We start from the raw sequence: 13,352 nt of genomic DNA on the forward strand, positions 1-13,352 counted from the left end.
TGAATAAACCATTAAATTTGCCATTCCCAAGCAAATAGGGAATCTACACACATGCCAAATAATTTTAAAAACATACAAACCAAATTAGAAGCATTTATTAGACGTTATTATACGAATGAATTGCTAAAAGGTGCCATTCTATTTTTTGCGATTGGTGTCTTGTATTTTTTGTTAACCTTATTTATTGAACATGTATTATGGCTTAATACGGCAGCACGTACCATGTTGTTTTGGCTGTTTGTTTTGGTAGAATTGGGTTTACTTGTTATGTTTATTTTTATCCCATTGGCCAAATTATTTAAACTTCAAAAAGGAATTAATTATGAAGATGCTTCTAGAATAATTGGTTTACATTTTCCAGAGGTGAATGATAAATTGTTAAATGTATTACAACTTCATCAAAGTACATCACAGTCTGAATTACTGGTAGCGAGTATCGAACAAAAATCTTTAGAGCTCAATCCTATTCCTTTTAAGTTGGCTGTAAATTTTAAAAAGAATGTTCAGTATTTAAAGTACGCAGCTATTCCTGTTTTAATTTTGGTATTAACTTTTTTGTTTGGAAATAGCCGTTGGTTTAGTGACAGTTTAAACCGGGTGGTACATTACAAAACGGCTTATGAGGCACCAGCACCGTTTCAGTTTTTTGTGGTGAATACTAATTTAAATGCCATAGAGACTAAAGATTTTAAATTGCTTGTAAAAACGGCTGGATCCGTCATTCCAGAAAATGCTGAAATAATTTATAACAATGAAACTTATTTTTTAAAACAAACGGGAGTAGGTGAGTTTGAATATGTATTTACACAACCTAAAGAAAGTATAGAGTTTCAACTAACTTCCAATACAGTCACTTCAAAACCTTATACTATCTATGTTGTAGAAGTACCATCGTTATTAAGTTTTGAAATGGAATTGAATTACCCGAAGTATACCAAAAAGAAAAATGAAACTTTAAAAAGTACAGGGAATGCTGTTGTTCCAGAAGGGACTTATATTACCTGGCGTCTTAAAACTAAAGCGACCAATCAGGTGCAGTTTTTTGCTAAAGACACTATTAATTTTTCCTTTCTTAAAGACGGACTTTTTGAAAGTTCCAAACGCGTTTATAATAATCTAAATTATAGTTTAAGTACGAGTAATAAAAACTTAAAAGATTATGAAACTCTATCGTTCAATTTGAATGTTGTTAAAGACGAATTTCCTGTTATTAACTTAAAAGTGAAAAGAGATAGTTTGGATTTGCAGACTCTTTATTTTCATGGTCAGGTAAGTGACGATTATGGTTTTAATAAGTTACAGTTGGTTTATTATCCTTCGGATAATGAATTGGAAAAGAAAACGGAAACTATTTCTATTGCAAATTCGACCATTGCAGAGTTTATCACGGCATTTCCTAATAATTTGGCCATTCAGGAAGGTGTTTCTTATGAATTGTATTTTCAAGTATTTGATAATGATCAAGTTAATAAGTATAAAAGCGTAAAAAGTAATGTGTTCTCCTATAGAAAGAGAACTAAAGATGGGGAAGCAACAAAACAACTGAATGCCCAGAGTGAATCTATCAAAGACTTAAATAAATCTTTGAAAAAGTTTGATGAGCAAGAGAAACAATTAGAACAGTTGTCTAAAACTCAAAAAGAAAAATCCAACCTTAATTTTAATGATAAAAAGAAATTAGAAAACTTTCTGAAACGTCAAAAGCAGCAAGATGAAATGATGAAAAATTTCAACAAAAAGCTTAACGAAAATTTAAAGGAATTTCAAAAGGACGATCAGGAAAAAGATGCCTTTAAAGAAGATTTGAAAAAGCGTTTAGATGAGAATGATGAACAGTTAAAACAAGATGAGAAACTGTTAGATGAATTGCAGAAACTTCAAGAAAAAATAAATAAAGAAGCGCTTACCCAAAAGCTGGATGAATTGGCGAAACAGAATAAGAATAAGAAACGAAGCTTGGAACAGTTACTGGAATTAACCAGGCGCTTTTATGTCGAAAAAAAGTTGGAATCGCTTAAGGATGATTTGGAACAACTTGCTGAGGAACAAAAAAAATTAGCCAACGAGAAAGAGGAAAAAAACACCAAGGAAAAGCAAGATGAATTGAATACTATTTTTGAAGAATTCCAAAAACAATTGGAAGATTTAAAGAAAGAAGGAGATGCGTTAAAGAAACCTATTAAAGTACCTCAGGATAAATTGGCTGAAAATGAAATTAAAAAAGATCAGGAAAAAGCAGCTGATGAATTAGGTAAAAAAGAGAAGGCTTCAGACAAAAATGAGAATCAGAAAAATGCTCAAAAAAATCAGAAGAAGGCTGCTGAGAAGATGAAGAAATTGAGTGAACAAATGCAAGGTGCCATGCAAGCTGGTGGAGGTGAACAATTGCAGGAAGATGTGGACATGCTTCGCCAAATTTTAGATAATCTCGTTTTGTTTTCATTTGATCAGGAAAAGCTAATGAACCGCTTTCAAGCAATTGAGGAAAGTAATAATGAGTATGCATCTTTATTAAAGAAACAAAACAATTTGCGTGAACATTTTGAACATGTTGATGATAGTTTGTTTGCCTTGTCTTTACGTCAACCCAAGTTGTCTGAAGATGTGAATAAACAAATTACAGATGTGTATTATAACATAGATAAGGCTTTAGAATTATTTGCCGAAAATCAAATTTATAACGGACTTTCTAAACAGCAATTTGCTATTACGGCTACTAATAATTTAGCTAATTATTTAAGTGATGTGTTAGATAATATGCAGGAGAACTTAAGTATGTCGATGGGTAAAGGAGGGAAAGGAGAGATGCAACTTCCTGATATAATTATGAGTCAAGAAGAACTTAATAAAATGATGGAGTCGGGCATGAAGAAAGGTAAAGAAGGTCAGCCAAAAAGTGAAGGAGAAGGTAAGAAGGAGGGTGAAAAAGGTAAGGAAGGTGAAAAGGGAAAAGATGGTGATAAAGGAAAGAGTGGTGATAAAAAAGAACCAGGTAAGGACGGTACTAAAAGCGGAGGTGAAGGCGAAGGTGGTAATGAGGAATTGAATGGTTTGTTATATCAAATTTATCAGGAGCAACTAGAGTTGCGAAATGCATTAGAAGAGAAGTTGGCTAAAGAGGGGAAGTTAGGTAATGCGGGATCTTTGTTAAGAAAAATGGAAGAAGTGGAATTAGATTTATTGAACAAAGGTTTTACCAATCAAACACTCCAGAAGATGATGGATTTAAAGCATCAATTATTAAAAATGGAGAATGCTGCCTTACAACAGGGGGAAGATAATAAGCGTGAATCTAAAACTAATAAAGGCGATTATGGTAATGATATTAATACTCAAATTCCAACCGCTAAGCAATATTTTAATACTACTGAAATATTGAATAAACAAATACTACCTTTGCAGCCAGTTTACAAAAAGAAAGTTCAAACATATTTTAAGGAAAGCAATGATTAGTTTTAATTACGAAACAACATTCTCATTAGGTAATGAGGAGCAATTATCTGATTGGATAAAAGGTGTTATCACCGATGAGAAATGTGTTTTGGAAGAGGTGAATTATATATTTTGTGACGATGAATATTTACACAAATTGAATGTAGAATTCTTAAATCATGACACGCTTACAGATGTTATTAGTTTTGATTACTCGATTGGAAAAACCATTCAGGGTGATGTTTATATATCTATTGAAAGAGTAGCAGATAATGCTGTAGATTTTAAGGTGTCCTTAGAAGAAGAATTACAACGCGTAATGGTTCATGGTGTGTTGCATTATTGTGGCTATAAAGATAAGACGGATAGTGATGCTAAGTTGATGCGTGAAAAGGAGAACCACTACCTAAGCCAGTTGGTTTAATATTTGGCAAATCAGTGTATATTTGCAAACTGAAAATTAAAATAAGGTTAATGTTCCACGTGGAACAATCTAATAAAAAAAGTTATGTTTAATGATGTTTATGATGTTATAGTTGTTGGTGCAGGTCATGCAGGAAGTGAAGCTGCTGCCTCTGCTGCCAATATGGGAAGTAAAACATTGCTTATTACAATGAACCTACAAAACATTGCGCAAATGTCTTGTAACCCATGTATGGGTGGTATTGCAAAAGGACAGATTGTTCGCGAAATTGATGCGCTTGGAGGATACAGTGGTATTGTTTCTGACACCTCTGCAATTCAGTTTAAGATGTTGAATAAATCTAAAGGACCTGCTATGTGGAGTCCAAGAGTTCAAAGCGACCGTATGCGTTTTGCAGAGGATTGGAGATTGCTTTTGGAAGGTACACCTAACCTTGATTTCTATCAAGAAATGGTTTCTGGTTTGGTTGTAGAACAAGGTAAAGTGGTTGGTGTAAAAACATCTTTGGGTTTAGAAATTAAAGGAAAGACAGTCGTGTTAACTAACGGGACTTTCTTGAATGGATTGATACATATTGGTAATAAAAATTTCGGCGGCGGTAGGGCAGGAGAGAAAGCGGCAACTGGTATTACGGAACAATTAGTAAGTTTAGGTTTTGAATCTGGCAGAATGAAAACGGGAACACCACCTCGAGTTGATGGTCGTTCTTTGGATTTTTCTAAAATGGTAGAACAACCTGGTGATGTAAATCCTGAGAAATTTTCTTTCTTAGATACTACGAAGCCATTGGAAAATCAACGTTCATGTCACATGACCTATACTAGTGAATTAGTACACGATTTACTTCGTGAAGGCTTTGATAGATCGCCTATGTTTAATGGTCGAATTAAAAGTTTAGGACCTAGATATTGCCCGTCTATTGAGGATAAAATTAATCGTTTTGCTGATAAAGATAGACACCAGTTATTTGTAGAACCTGAGGGGTGGAATACTTGTGAGGTTTATGTGAATGGCTTCTCTACATCTTTGCCAGAAGATGTTCAGTTTAAAGCATTACGTTCTGTAATTGGTTTTGAGAATGTCAAGTTTTTTAGACCAGGTTATGCGATAGAATACGATTATTTTCCACCAACGCAGTTAAAGCATACTTTAGAAACAAAGGCTGTGGAAGGTTTGTATTTTGCTGGACAGATTAATGGAACTACGGGATATGAGGAAGCAGCGGCTCAAGGTTTAATGGCTGGTATTAATGCGAGTTTGAAAGTTCAAGAAAAAGAGGCTTTAATATTAAAAAGAGACGAGGCTTATATAGGTGTTTTAATAGATGATTTAATAACTAAGGGGACTGAGGAACCTTATAGAATGTTTACGTCACGTGCAGAGTATAGAACCTTGTTGCGTCAAGATAATGCAGATATTAGATTAACTCCAAAAGGTTTTGATATAGGTTTAGCTAGTGAAAAACGTTTGCGAAGAATGGAACAGAAACATGATGAAGCAGAAAAGTTTGTTAAGTTTTTTGCTGATACAAGTGTGAAGCCAGAACATGCAAACCCTGTTTTAGAGGTAAAAGAATCTGCTGCAATTAGACAGTCTGATAAGATGTTTAAAATATTTTCTAGACCTAATATCACCATCGATGATATGCGTCAATTTGAAGAGGTTGAAAGTTATATTCAAGAACATGATTTAGATAGGGAAGTTATAGAGCAAACAGAAATTCAAGTAAAGTATTCAGGATATATTTCTAAAGAAAAGAATAATGCTGATAAACTAACGAGGTTAGAATATGTTAAGATTCCAGAGAATTTTGATTATTCACAAATCAAATCTATGAGTTTTGAAGCACGTGAGAAACTTAAAAAAATCCAACCAGCAACGGTGTCCCAGGCATCCAGAATTAGTGGGGTTTCTCCAAATGATATTTCAGTATTGTTGGTTTATATGGGACGTTAAACTCCTGTGGAAACAAAATTATTGTATGTTTCAATTCAATTAAGCACTAAATATTTTAAGTACGTTCCACGTGGAACGTACTTTTTTTATTAAAAAAATCACGTATTTCTTAAAAAAACAGAGGTAAGTTATGGTAAAGGAAAACTCAAAAAATCAATTTTTAAAAGTAAAAGATCATTCTGTTTCTCAAGAATTATTCAATTTGGTTGAAAACCTTGAGTATGGTTTTTTAGAAACCAGACCCCAACCATCTTCAGAAACCTTGCCCGATTATTATAAGAGTGAAGATTATATTTCGCATACAGATTCAAAGCGAAATGTTTTTGAAAATGTTTACCACTTGGTTAGAAGCATCTCTTTAAAACAAAAACTGAAGCTTATAAATAGTTTTGAATCTACAGATAAAACACTTTTAGATGTTGGTTGTGGTACAGGCGATTTTTTACAAACAGCCCAAAAGAAGCATTGGACAGTTTCTGGAATAGAGCCTAATGAAGAGGCTAGGGCACTTGCTAATAAAAAAACAAATCAAGCGGTTTATGAAATAGAAGAACTTTTAAAATTGGAAGCTAAAAGTTTTGACGTAATTACGCTTTGGCATGTATTAGAACACCTTCCAAATTTAGAAGAACACATTCAAATTTTTAAAAAATTATTAAAACCAAATGGGACTTTAATAATTGCAGTGCCAAATTATAAAAGTTATGATGCCACGTATTATAAAGAGTTTTGGGCTGCTTTTGATGTGCCAAGACATTTATGGCATTTTAATAAACCGTCCATTTCAAAATTAGTTTCTAAAGTTTCTATGGAAGTTGTGAAAACGAAACCAATGTATTTTGATGCATTTTATGTAAGCCTTCTTTCAGAAAAGTATAAAAAGGGCAAAATGAATTTTTTAAGAGGCTTCTGGGTAGGTTTGGTATCAAACTTGAAATCTTTATCAACAAAAGAGGTTTCTTCACTAATTTATGTCATTAAAAATAGTTAAAATTGATTTTAAGGCGTTTTAAAGGTTGTTTTATATTGAAAACACACAAACACCAGCCGAATTTTTATAAATCTATCTCAGTTTATTTATGAGGCTTATTTTTGATAGTAAACCTTTATAGTTTTAATTATTTATCATAAATTTTAGTTATACATCAAAATCAAACAAATTTCTAGTTTAAATATAGTTTACTTTACTACTTTTGCTCGTGTTATAAAATTAAACAAATGAAAAATATAGTTTACGCAGCAGCGTTGATGTTGGCATTTACTTCTTGCCAAGAACAAGCAAAAATTGGATTTGTAGATAACGGAACGGTTATAAACGATTATCAAGAGAAAAAAGATATTGAAGCAAAATTTCAAACCAAAGAAGAAGCTTTTAGAAAGAAAGCGGATAGTGTTGGTCAAGAGTTTCAATTAGAAGTTCAAGAAACACAATTAAGCGCTCAAAAAGCATCTCAAGCGAAAGCTCAAGAATTAATGGCTGGTTTGCAAAAGAAACAACAATTGCTTCAACAAAAAATGCAAATGGAACAACAAGAATTGCAAGAAAACTTTCAAACAGAAATTGATTCTGTAATTAGTAAAGTTAAAAAGCATGTTAAGGAATACGGAAAAAGTAACGGTTATACGTATATTTTAGGAACAAGCGATGCAGCTGCTACAGTAATGTATGGTGCAGAAGACAAAGATTTAACAAAAGAGATCTTAGAAGGCTTAAATAAAGAGTACAAAAAATAGTACTAAGCTTATTTATAGTAAACAAAAAGGCCCTGAAAATTAAGTTTTTCAGGGCCTTTTGTTTTATAACTAGTCCGGTTTTTTATGTAATAACCGCGTGAGTTTTATAGATAAATCGGTTAAAATTATCTTAGAATTTCCGTTACGTTCAATATGGTATATAGCATCTTGCAGTTCGTTGCTAATATCCATAATGTTATTACCGTGTATATAGGGAGCGAAATTTTCGAGCTTAAATTTTTCTGTTTTTGGTTCAAAGAAAACCAAATCGGTCGCATTATAATTAAGTAATAAGGCTTGTCTAAAAAAGTCTAAGCAGAAACTTAGAAATTGTTTTTGGGTTTCTCTACCCGTTTTAGCAATGTCTTCACTCCAAGAAATTAAATCGTGAATGGCTGCTTTATTACCTTTTGCTTTAAAAGCACTTCTAATCCAGAAAATAAACCAGGTTTCAAACTGTAAATCTTCAGAATCTTGATATACCAAATCACAGGCTTTATTATAATTACCATTGGATTGGTGAGCGATTTTAGTAGCTACAGAAACCTCTAAACTGTATTGTTTAATTAAAGCGTCCTTAATAACATCTTCAGCCAAAGGCGGGAAATGCAACACTTGGCAACGCGAACGTATGGTGTTAATAATCTGCTCTTCATCTTCAGCTATTAAAAGGAAAATAGTTTTATTTGGTGGCTCTTCAATAAGCTTTAAAAGTTTGTTGGCACTGGCTGTATTCATTTTTTCAGCCATCCAAATAAGCATCACTTTATATCCGCCTTCGTAGGCTTTTAAAGCCAGGGCTTTTACAATATCTTGTGCTTCATCAACTCCAATTTGGCCTTGTTTGTTATCGACTCCAAGTAACTTATACCAATCAAATAAATTACCGTAAGGTTGTTCCTTTAAAAGTTGGCGCCACTCTTCGAGATAATGGCTGGAAACGGGGTGACTTTTAGCTTTATCGCTGGTTGTAACCGGAAATGCAAAATGCAAATCGGGATGCGATACATTCTTAAATTTTAGGTTACAAGCCTCGTTGCCAGAATTATTATCAGCATTGGTGTTGCTGCACAATATATATTGCGCGTAAGCAATAGCCATGGGTAAGGTACCGCTACCTTCGGGTCCCACAAATAATTGTGCGTGGGGAATTCGCCCATTATCAACACTTTGTGTTAAATGGTTTTTAAGGTGTTCTTGACCAAGAATATCTGTGAATTGCATGTAACAAACGTACATAAATTTTATAACATGTTAAAACTCAAATTTTGGATTTAGATGCTTGTAAAAGAGGTGTGGTTTTTACTTTTGTTATTTCTGCTAAGACTGAAAACTAACGTTTAATTGAATAGTCTGTTTGAATTAAGTTTATTTTTAAGTAAATCAAAAGGATGTTATTGTTGAAGGAGCCTAGTTTAAGCTTTAAAACTAGACTTGTTAAAAAAATATTCCAGCTACATCGTTTTCGTTTAAAAACAGGTTTTGTAGCTGTTTTTAATTAGTTACTTTTGTAAATCAAATACTTAAAAAAATAAAATATATATAAATGAAAACGCTTAACGATTTTAATTTCAAAAACAAAAAAGCATTAATCCGTGTAGACTTTAATGTGCCTTTAAATGATAAGTTTGAAGTTACAGATTCTACTAGAATTGTATCTGCAAAACCAACTATTATTAAAATATTAGAAGATGGTGGAAGCTGTATTTTAATGTCTCATTTAGGACGTCCGAAAGGCGTTCAAGAGCAATTTTCATTAGTGAACATTGTAAAAGAAGTTGAAAGTATTTTAGGTGTTGAAGTGAAGTTTGTTAACGAATGTGTTGGTGAAAAAGCAGAAACTGCTGTTGCGAACTTACAACCCGGTGAAATTTTATTATTAGAAAATCTACGTTTTCACAAAGAAGAAGAAGCTGGAGATAAAGCATTCGCTGAAAAATTATCAAAATTAGGTGATATTTATGTGAATGATGCTTTTGGAACTGCTCACAGAGCACATGCATCTACCACGATTGTTGCTCAGTTTTTCCCAAGCAGCAAATGTTTTGGTTATTTACTAGCTCAAGAAATTGAAAGTATTGATAAAGTTTTAAAAACAGGTGAAAAACCAGTTTTAGCGGTACTTGGTGGTGCTAAAGTATCTTCAAAAATCACAATTATTGAAAATATTTTAGATGCTGTAGATCACTTAATAATTGGTGGTGGAATGGCATTTACCTTTATTAAAGCGCAAGGTGGTAAAATTGGAAACTCTATTTGTGAAGATGATAAGCAAGAATTAGCATTAGAAATTTTAAAACAAGCCAAAGCTAAAAACGTACAAGTACATATTCCTGTTGATGTTATTGCTGCTGATGCTTTTAGTAACGATGCTAATAAACAAATAGTAGATATTAATGCGATTCCTGATGGTTGGGAAGGTGTTGATGCAGGACCAAAATCTAGAAAACAATTTCATGATGTGGTAATGCAGTGTAAAACGATTCTTTGGAACGGACCATTAGGTGTGTTTGAAATGGAAAGTTTTGCAGGCGGAACTATTGAATTAGGAAACTCTATTGCAGAAGCTACTAAAAATGGTGCTTTCTCTCTTGTTGGAGGAGGAGATTCTGTTGCAGCTGTAAAACAATTTGGTTTTGAAAATAAAGTAAGTTACGTAAGTACCGGTGGTGGTGCTATGTTAGAAAGTTTAGAGGGTATTGTATTACCTGGAATAGCTGCAATTTTAGAATAAGGTTTTTTTAAAATTAAGCTAATACATTTAGCCACAAATACTTGGGTGTTAATATTCATTCTGGTATTTGTGGTTTTTTAGTTTGTATAAGGCTATAATTCCGATAAAAATATACTTTATGTATTATATTTGTAAGTATTACATTACAGAAATGAAATTAAGTTTTTATTTTAAGTTAAAAAATACGATTTTAGCCCGAATATCGTTCAATACAACCCAAATGGATAGATTTATGACGTTTAGATTTTTTATAGCAGTAGCACTTTGTAATGTAGCGATGAGCTTTTCACAAATGCAAGATTCAATTCCGATGCAAGATTCGGTTGTTGTCAAGAAGAAGAAAAAGAATGATTTAAAACATATTAAAACACAAAAAGACAGCCTATTACTTCAAAAAGTTGAAGAAGATTTAGCAGTGGCCGAGTTTGATAAAAAATGGTTGGAAGAGTTGTATAGCAATTCACTTTATGATACTATTTATAATTCCGTTACCGAACTAACTTTTGAAGAAGTTGATTATCCAGAGCTTTCAACGGAATTATTGAAAACTAGATTGGCTGAATTAAACTCTAAAACACCCTTCAATGTCGAGTATAACCCAGGTTTAGAAAGTGTTATTAAATCCTATTTAAAAAGGAGAAAGGGAAGCATGCAAAAGCTTATGAATTTAAGCGGTTTTTATTTTCCTATGTTCGAACGTGAATTAGATAATTACGATATTCCTTTAGAAATTAAGTACTTAGCAATTGTAGAATCGGCTTTGAAACCACGTGCAAAATCGCGCGTAGGTGCCACAGGTTTATGGCAATTTATGTACAGTACAGGAAAAATGTACGGTCTAGATGTGAGTAGTTATGTTGATGAGCGTAGTGACCCTATAAAATCTACCGAAGCGGCAGCCAAATATTTATCTAAGCTTTATGAGATTTTTGGTGACTGGGATTTGGCGCTAGCGGCTTATAATTCAGGACCTGGTAATGTTACCAAAGCCATTCGTCGTTCTGGTGGTTACCAAAATTATTGGAACATCAGGCATAATTTACCACGAGAAACAGCGGGCTATTTACCAGCATTTTTAGCAACCATGTATATTTTTGAATATGCTGAAGAACATGGCTTTACAAAACCAAAACCTGAAGTTGCTTATTTTGAAACGGATACCATTCGTGTGAGACAAATGATTACACTCGACCAAGTGTATGAAGCAACGGGTGTTGATATGGAAGAACTTCAGTTTTTAAACCCTTCTTATAAATTAGATATTATTCCTTACGTAAAAGGAGAAAATTATATTCTACGTTTACCCAGAACAGTTATTGGAGACTTTGTAAGCAACGAAGATGAAATTTATACATTAGCTAAAGCAGAGTTTGATAAACGTGAGAAACAAATGCCTCAGCTTTTCTCTTCGGATACTAAATCAACCCACCGTGTACGGTCTGGTGAATATTTAGGTTTAATTGCTAGAAAATACAGCGTTCGTGTAAGTGATATTAAAAAGTGGAACGGTTTGCGCAGTAACAATTTAAAAATTGGTCAACGTTTAACTATTTATCCACGAAATTCGTCAGGATCTGTATCATCTTCATCTAAAAAAACAACAACTTCTAAAGCTATTTCTAGTAGTTCAAAAACCTATACGGTACGAAGTGGAGACTCGTTGTGGAGCATCTCACAAAAATTTCCTGGAGTTTCTGTTCAAAATATTAAAGATTGGAACGGTATTAGTGGTAGTAAATTAAAACCAGGAATGAAACTTAAAGTTTCGAAGAGTTAAAGTTCCTTAAAACGTAATTAAATTATGCGCAATATTCTTTTTTCAGCAATTTTATTAACTCTATTTGTGTCATGCGGTGATAAAAAATCATCCAATGATAAAATGCTTTTAGATTCATCTGGGACTTTCAATAATGTATCTGTTGTTATAGATAATGAATTGTGGGACGGTAGTGTAGGTGATGTTATTAGAAACGTACTCGCAGCACCTATTTATGGCTTGCCGCAAGATGAACCCATTTTCACCATCAATCAAATTCCACCATCTGTTTTTTCAGGCTTTGTAACCAAAAACAGAACCGTTTTAGAGATTGTAGTGGATAAGGATGCTGGCATGGAAATTTCTAAAAATGTATATGCACAACCTCAAAAAGTAATTGTTATTAAAGGAAAATCTAGGGAAGCTCTAATTGATGTTATTAATGAAAATGCTAAGAAAATAGTTGAAACATTTAAAAATGAAGAAATTGAGGAGAGACAAAGACAAATGGCTAAATCGCCTCATAATTTCACCTCAATACAAAAGAAATTAGGCTTAACGATTCAATTTCCATCGGCTTATCGGATAACTAAAGAGACCGATAATTTCTTTTGGATTAGAAAAGATATAACCACAGGAACTACTAATTTAATGATTTTTGAAGTGCCATATTCAGCCATTAAACGAAACGATAGTTTAGTAAACCAAATAGTAAAGTTAAGAGACTCTATTGGAAAAGTTTTTATTAAAGGAAGACAAGATGGCATAATAAAAGCGGATGGTGATAAAATAGAATCATATTTGACAACAGAAGATTCTTATGCTCCGTATATATTTGAAACGATTGTAGATAATAAACCTGCAATTCAAACTAAAGGATTGTGGGATTTAAAAGCAGATTTTATGGGTGGCCCCTTTATTAATTATGCTATTGAAGATAAAATTAATAAAAGATGGGTGTTTGTTGAAGGTTTTGCCTTTGCACCGTCGGTGGAAAAGCGTGATTATATGTTAGAGCTAGAAGCTATTATTAAATCGGTTAAAATTAATTAGATTTCATAAAGTAGTAAAAACAAAAAGACCAACACATGTGTTGGTCTTTTTGTTTTATATTCAAAAGAAGGTGAATTATTTTTTATCGTCTTCCTTTTTATCGTCTTCCTTACTAGCATCTTTAAATTCTTTAATGCCGCTTCCTAGTCCTCTCATTAATTCAGGGATTTTCTTACCTCCAAATAATAATAAAACAATTACCACAATTAGTGCAATTTGCATTGGACCAATCATTCCAAAATATATGCTTAATGAAATCATAA

General features: G+C 32.9%; 10 protein-coding genes. 8 read left to right on the forward strand and 2 right to left on the reverse strand.

The window, feature by feature from the left end:
• Positions 1-51 precede the first annotated feature (51 nt).
• The 5 genes from Q5N74_RS08050 (at position 52) to Q5N74_RS08070 (ending at position 7,546) form a co-directional block, all read left to right on the forward strand.
• Positions 52-3,453: a DUF4175 family protein gene (locus tag Q5N74_RS08050; RefSeq protein ID WP_304388253.1), complete on the forward strand. Its 3,402-nt coding sequence runs from the start codon at positions 52-54 to the stop codon at positions 3,451-3,453.
• Positions 3,446-3,856, forward strand: a complete 411-nt coding sequence (gene ybeY, locus Q5N74_RS08055) for an rRNA maturation RNase YbeY (RefSeq protein ID WP_304388254.1) — start codon at positions 3,446-3,448, stop codon at positions 3,854-3,856. Before Q5N74_RS08050 ends, ybeY begins: the two co-directional genes overlap by 8 nt.
• An 84-nt stretch (positions 3,857-3,940) precedes the next feature.
• A complete protein-coding gene (gene mnmG, locus Q5N74_RS08060; protein WP_304388255.1) occupies positions 3,941-5,812 on the forward strand; it encodes a tRNA uridine-5-carboxymethylaminomethyl(34) synthesis enzyme MnmG in 1,872 nt (623 codons plus the stop codon).
• Between the two features lie 130 nt (positions 5,813-5,942).
• Positions 5,943-6,803, forward strand: coding sequence for a bifunctional 2-polyprenyl-6-hydroxyphenol methylase/3-demethylubiquinol 3-O-methyltransferase UbiG (locus tag Q5N74_RS08065; RefSeq protein ID WP_304388256.1), 861 nt, complete (start codon positions 5,943-5,945; stop codon positions 6,801-6,803).
• Between the two features lie 227 nt (positions 6,804-7,030).
• Entirely contained in the window at positions 7,031-7,546 is a 516-nt protein-coding gene (locus Q5N74_RS08070; protein ID WP_304388257.1) for an OmpH family outer membrane protein, read from the forward strand.
• Between the two features lie 69 nt (positions 7,547-7,615).
• Here the strand turns inward: Q5N74_RS08070 and Q5N74_RS08075 are convergent, their stop codons facing one another.
• Complete coding sequence (locus tag Q5N74_RS08075; RefSeq protein ID WP_304388258.1) at positions 7,616-8,770, reverse strand: ATP-binding protein; 1,155 nt, start codon at positions 8,768-8,770, stop codon at positions 7,616-7,618.
• Between the two features lie 322 nt (positions 8,771-9,092).
• On the opposite strand from Q5N74_RS08075, the gene pgk reads away from it, so the two are divergent.
• From pgk to Q5N74_RS08090, 3 genes are all read left to right on the forward strand, one after another.
• A complete protein-coding gene (gene pgk / locus Q5N74_RS08080) occupies positions 9,093-10,280 on the forward strand; it encodes a phosphoglycerate kinase (protein WP_304388259.1) in 1,188 nt (395 codons plus the stop codon).
• 232 nt (positions 10,281-10,512) lie between these two features.
• The gene (locus Q5N74_RS08085; RefSeq protein WP_304388261.1) at positions 10,513-12,057 is read left to right on the forward strand and encodes a LysM peptidoglycan-binding domain-containing protein; all 1,545 of its coding nucleotides are present in this window, start codon (positions 10,513-10,515) and stop codon (positions 12,055-12,057) included.
• A gap of 24 nt (positions 12,058-12,081) precedes the next feature.
• Complete coding sequence (locus tag Q5N74_RS08090; RefSeq protein WP_304388262.1) at positions 12,082-13,089, forward strand: DUF4837 family protein; 1,008 nt, start codon at positions 12,082-12,084, stop codon at positions 13,087-13,089.
• Positions 13,090-13,164: 75 nt separating this feature from the next.
• Here the strand turns inward: Q5N74_RS08090 and Q5N74_RS08095 are convergent, their stop codons facing one another.
• Positions 13,165-13,350: a twin-arginine translocase TatA/TatE family subunit gene (locus Q5N74_RS08095; protein WP_304388263.1), complete on the reverse strand. Its 186-nt coding sequence runs from the start codon at positions 13,348-13,350 to the stop codon at positions 13,165-13,167.
• Between the last annotated feature and the right edge of the window lie 2 nt (positions 13,351-13,352).

This window comes from Mariniflexile sp. AS56, assembly GCF_030552475.1.
In the GTDB taxonomy this organism is placed as follows: Bacteria; Bacteroidota; Bacteroidia; order Flavobacteriales; family Flavobacteriaceae; genus Mariniflexile.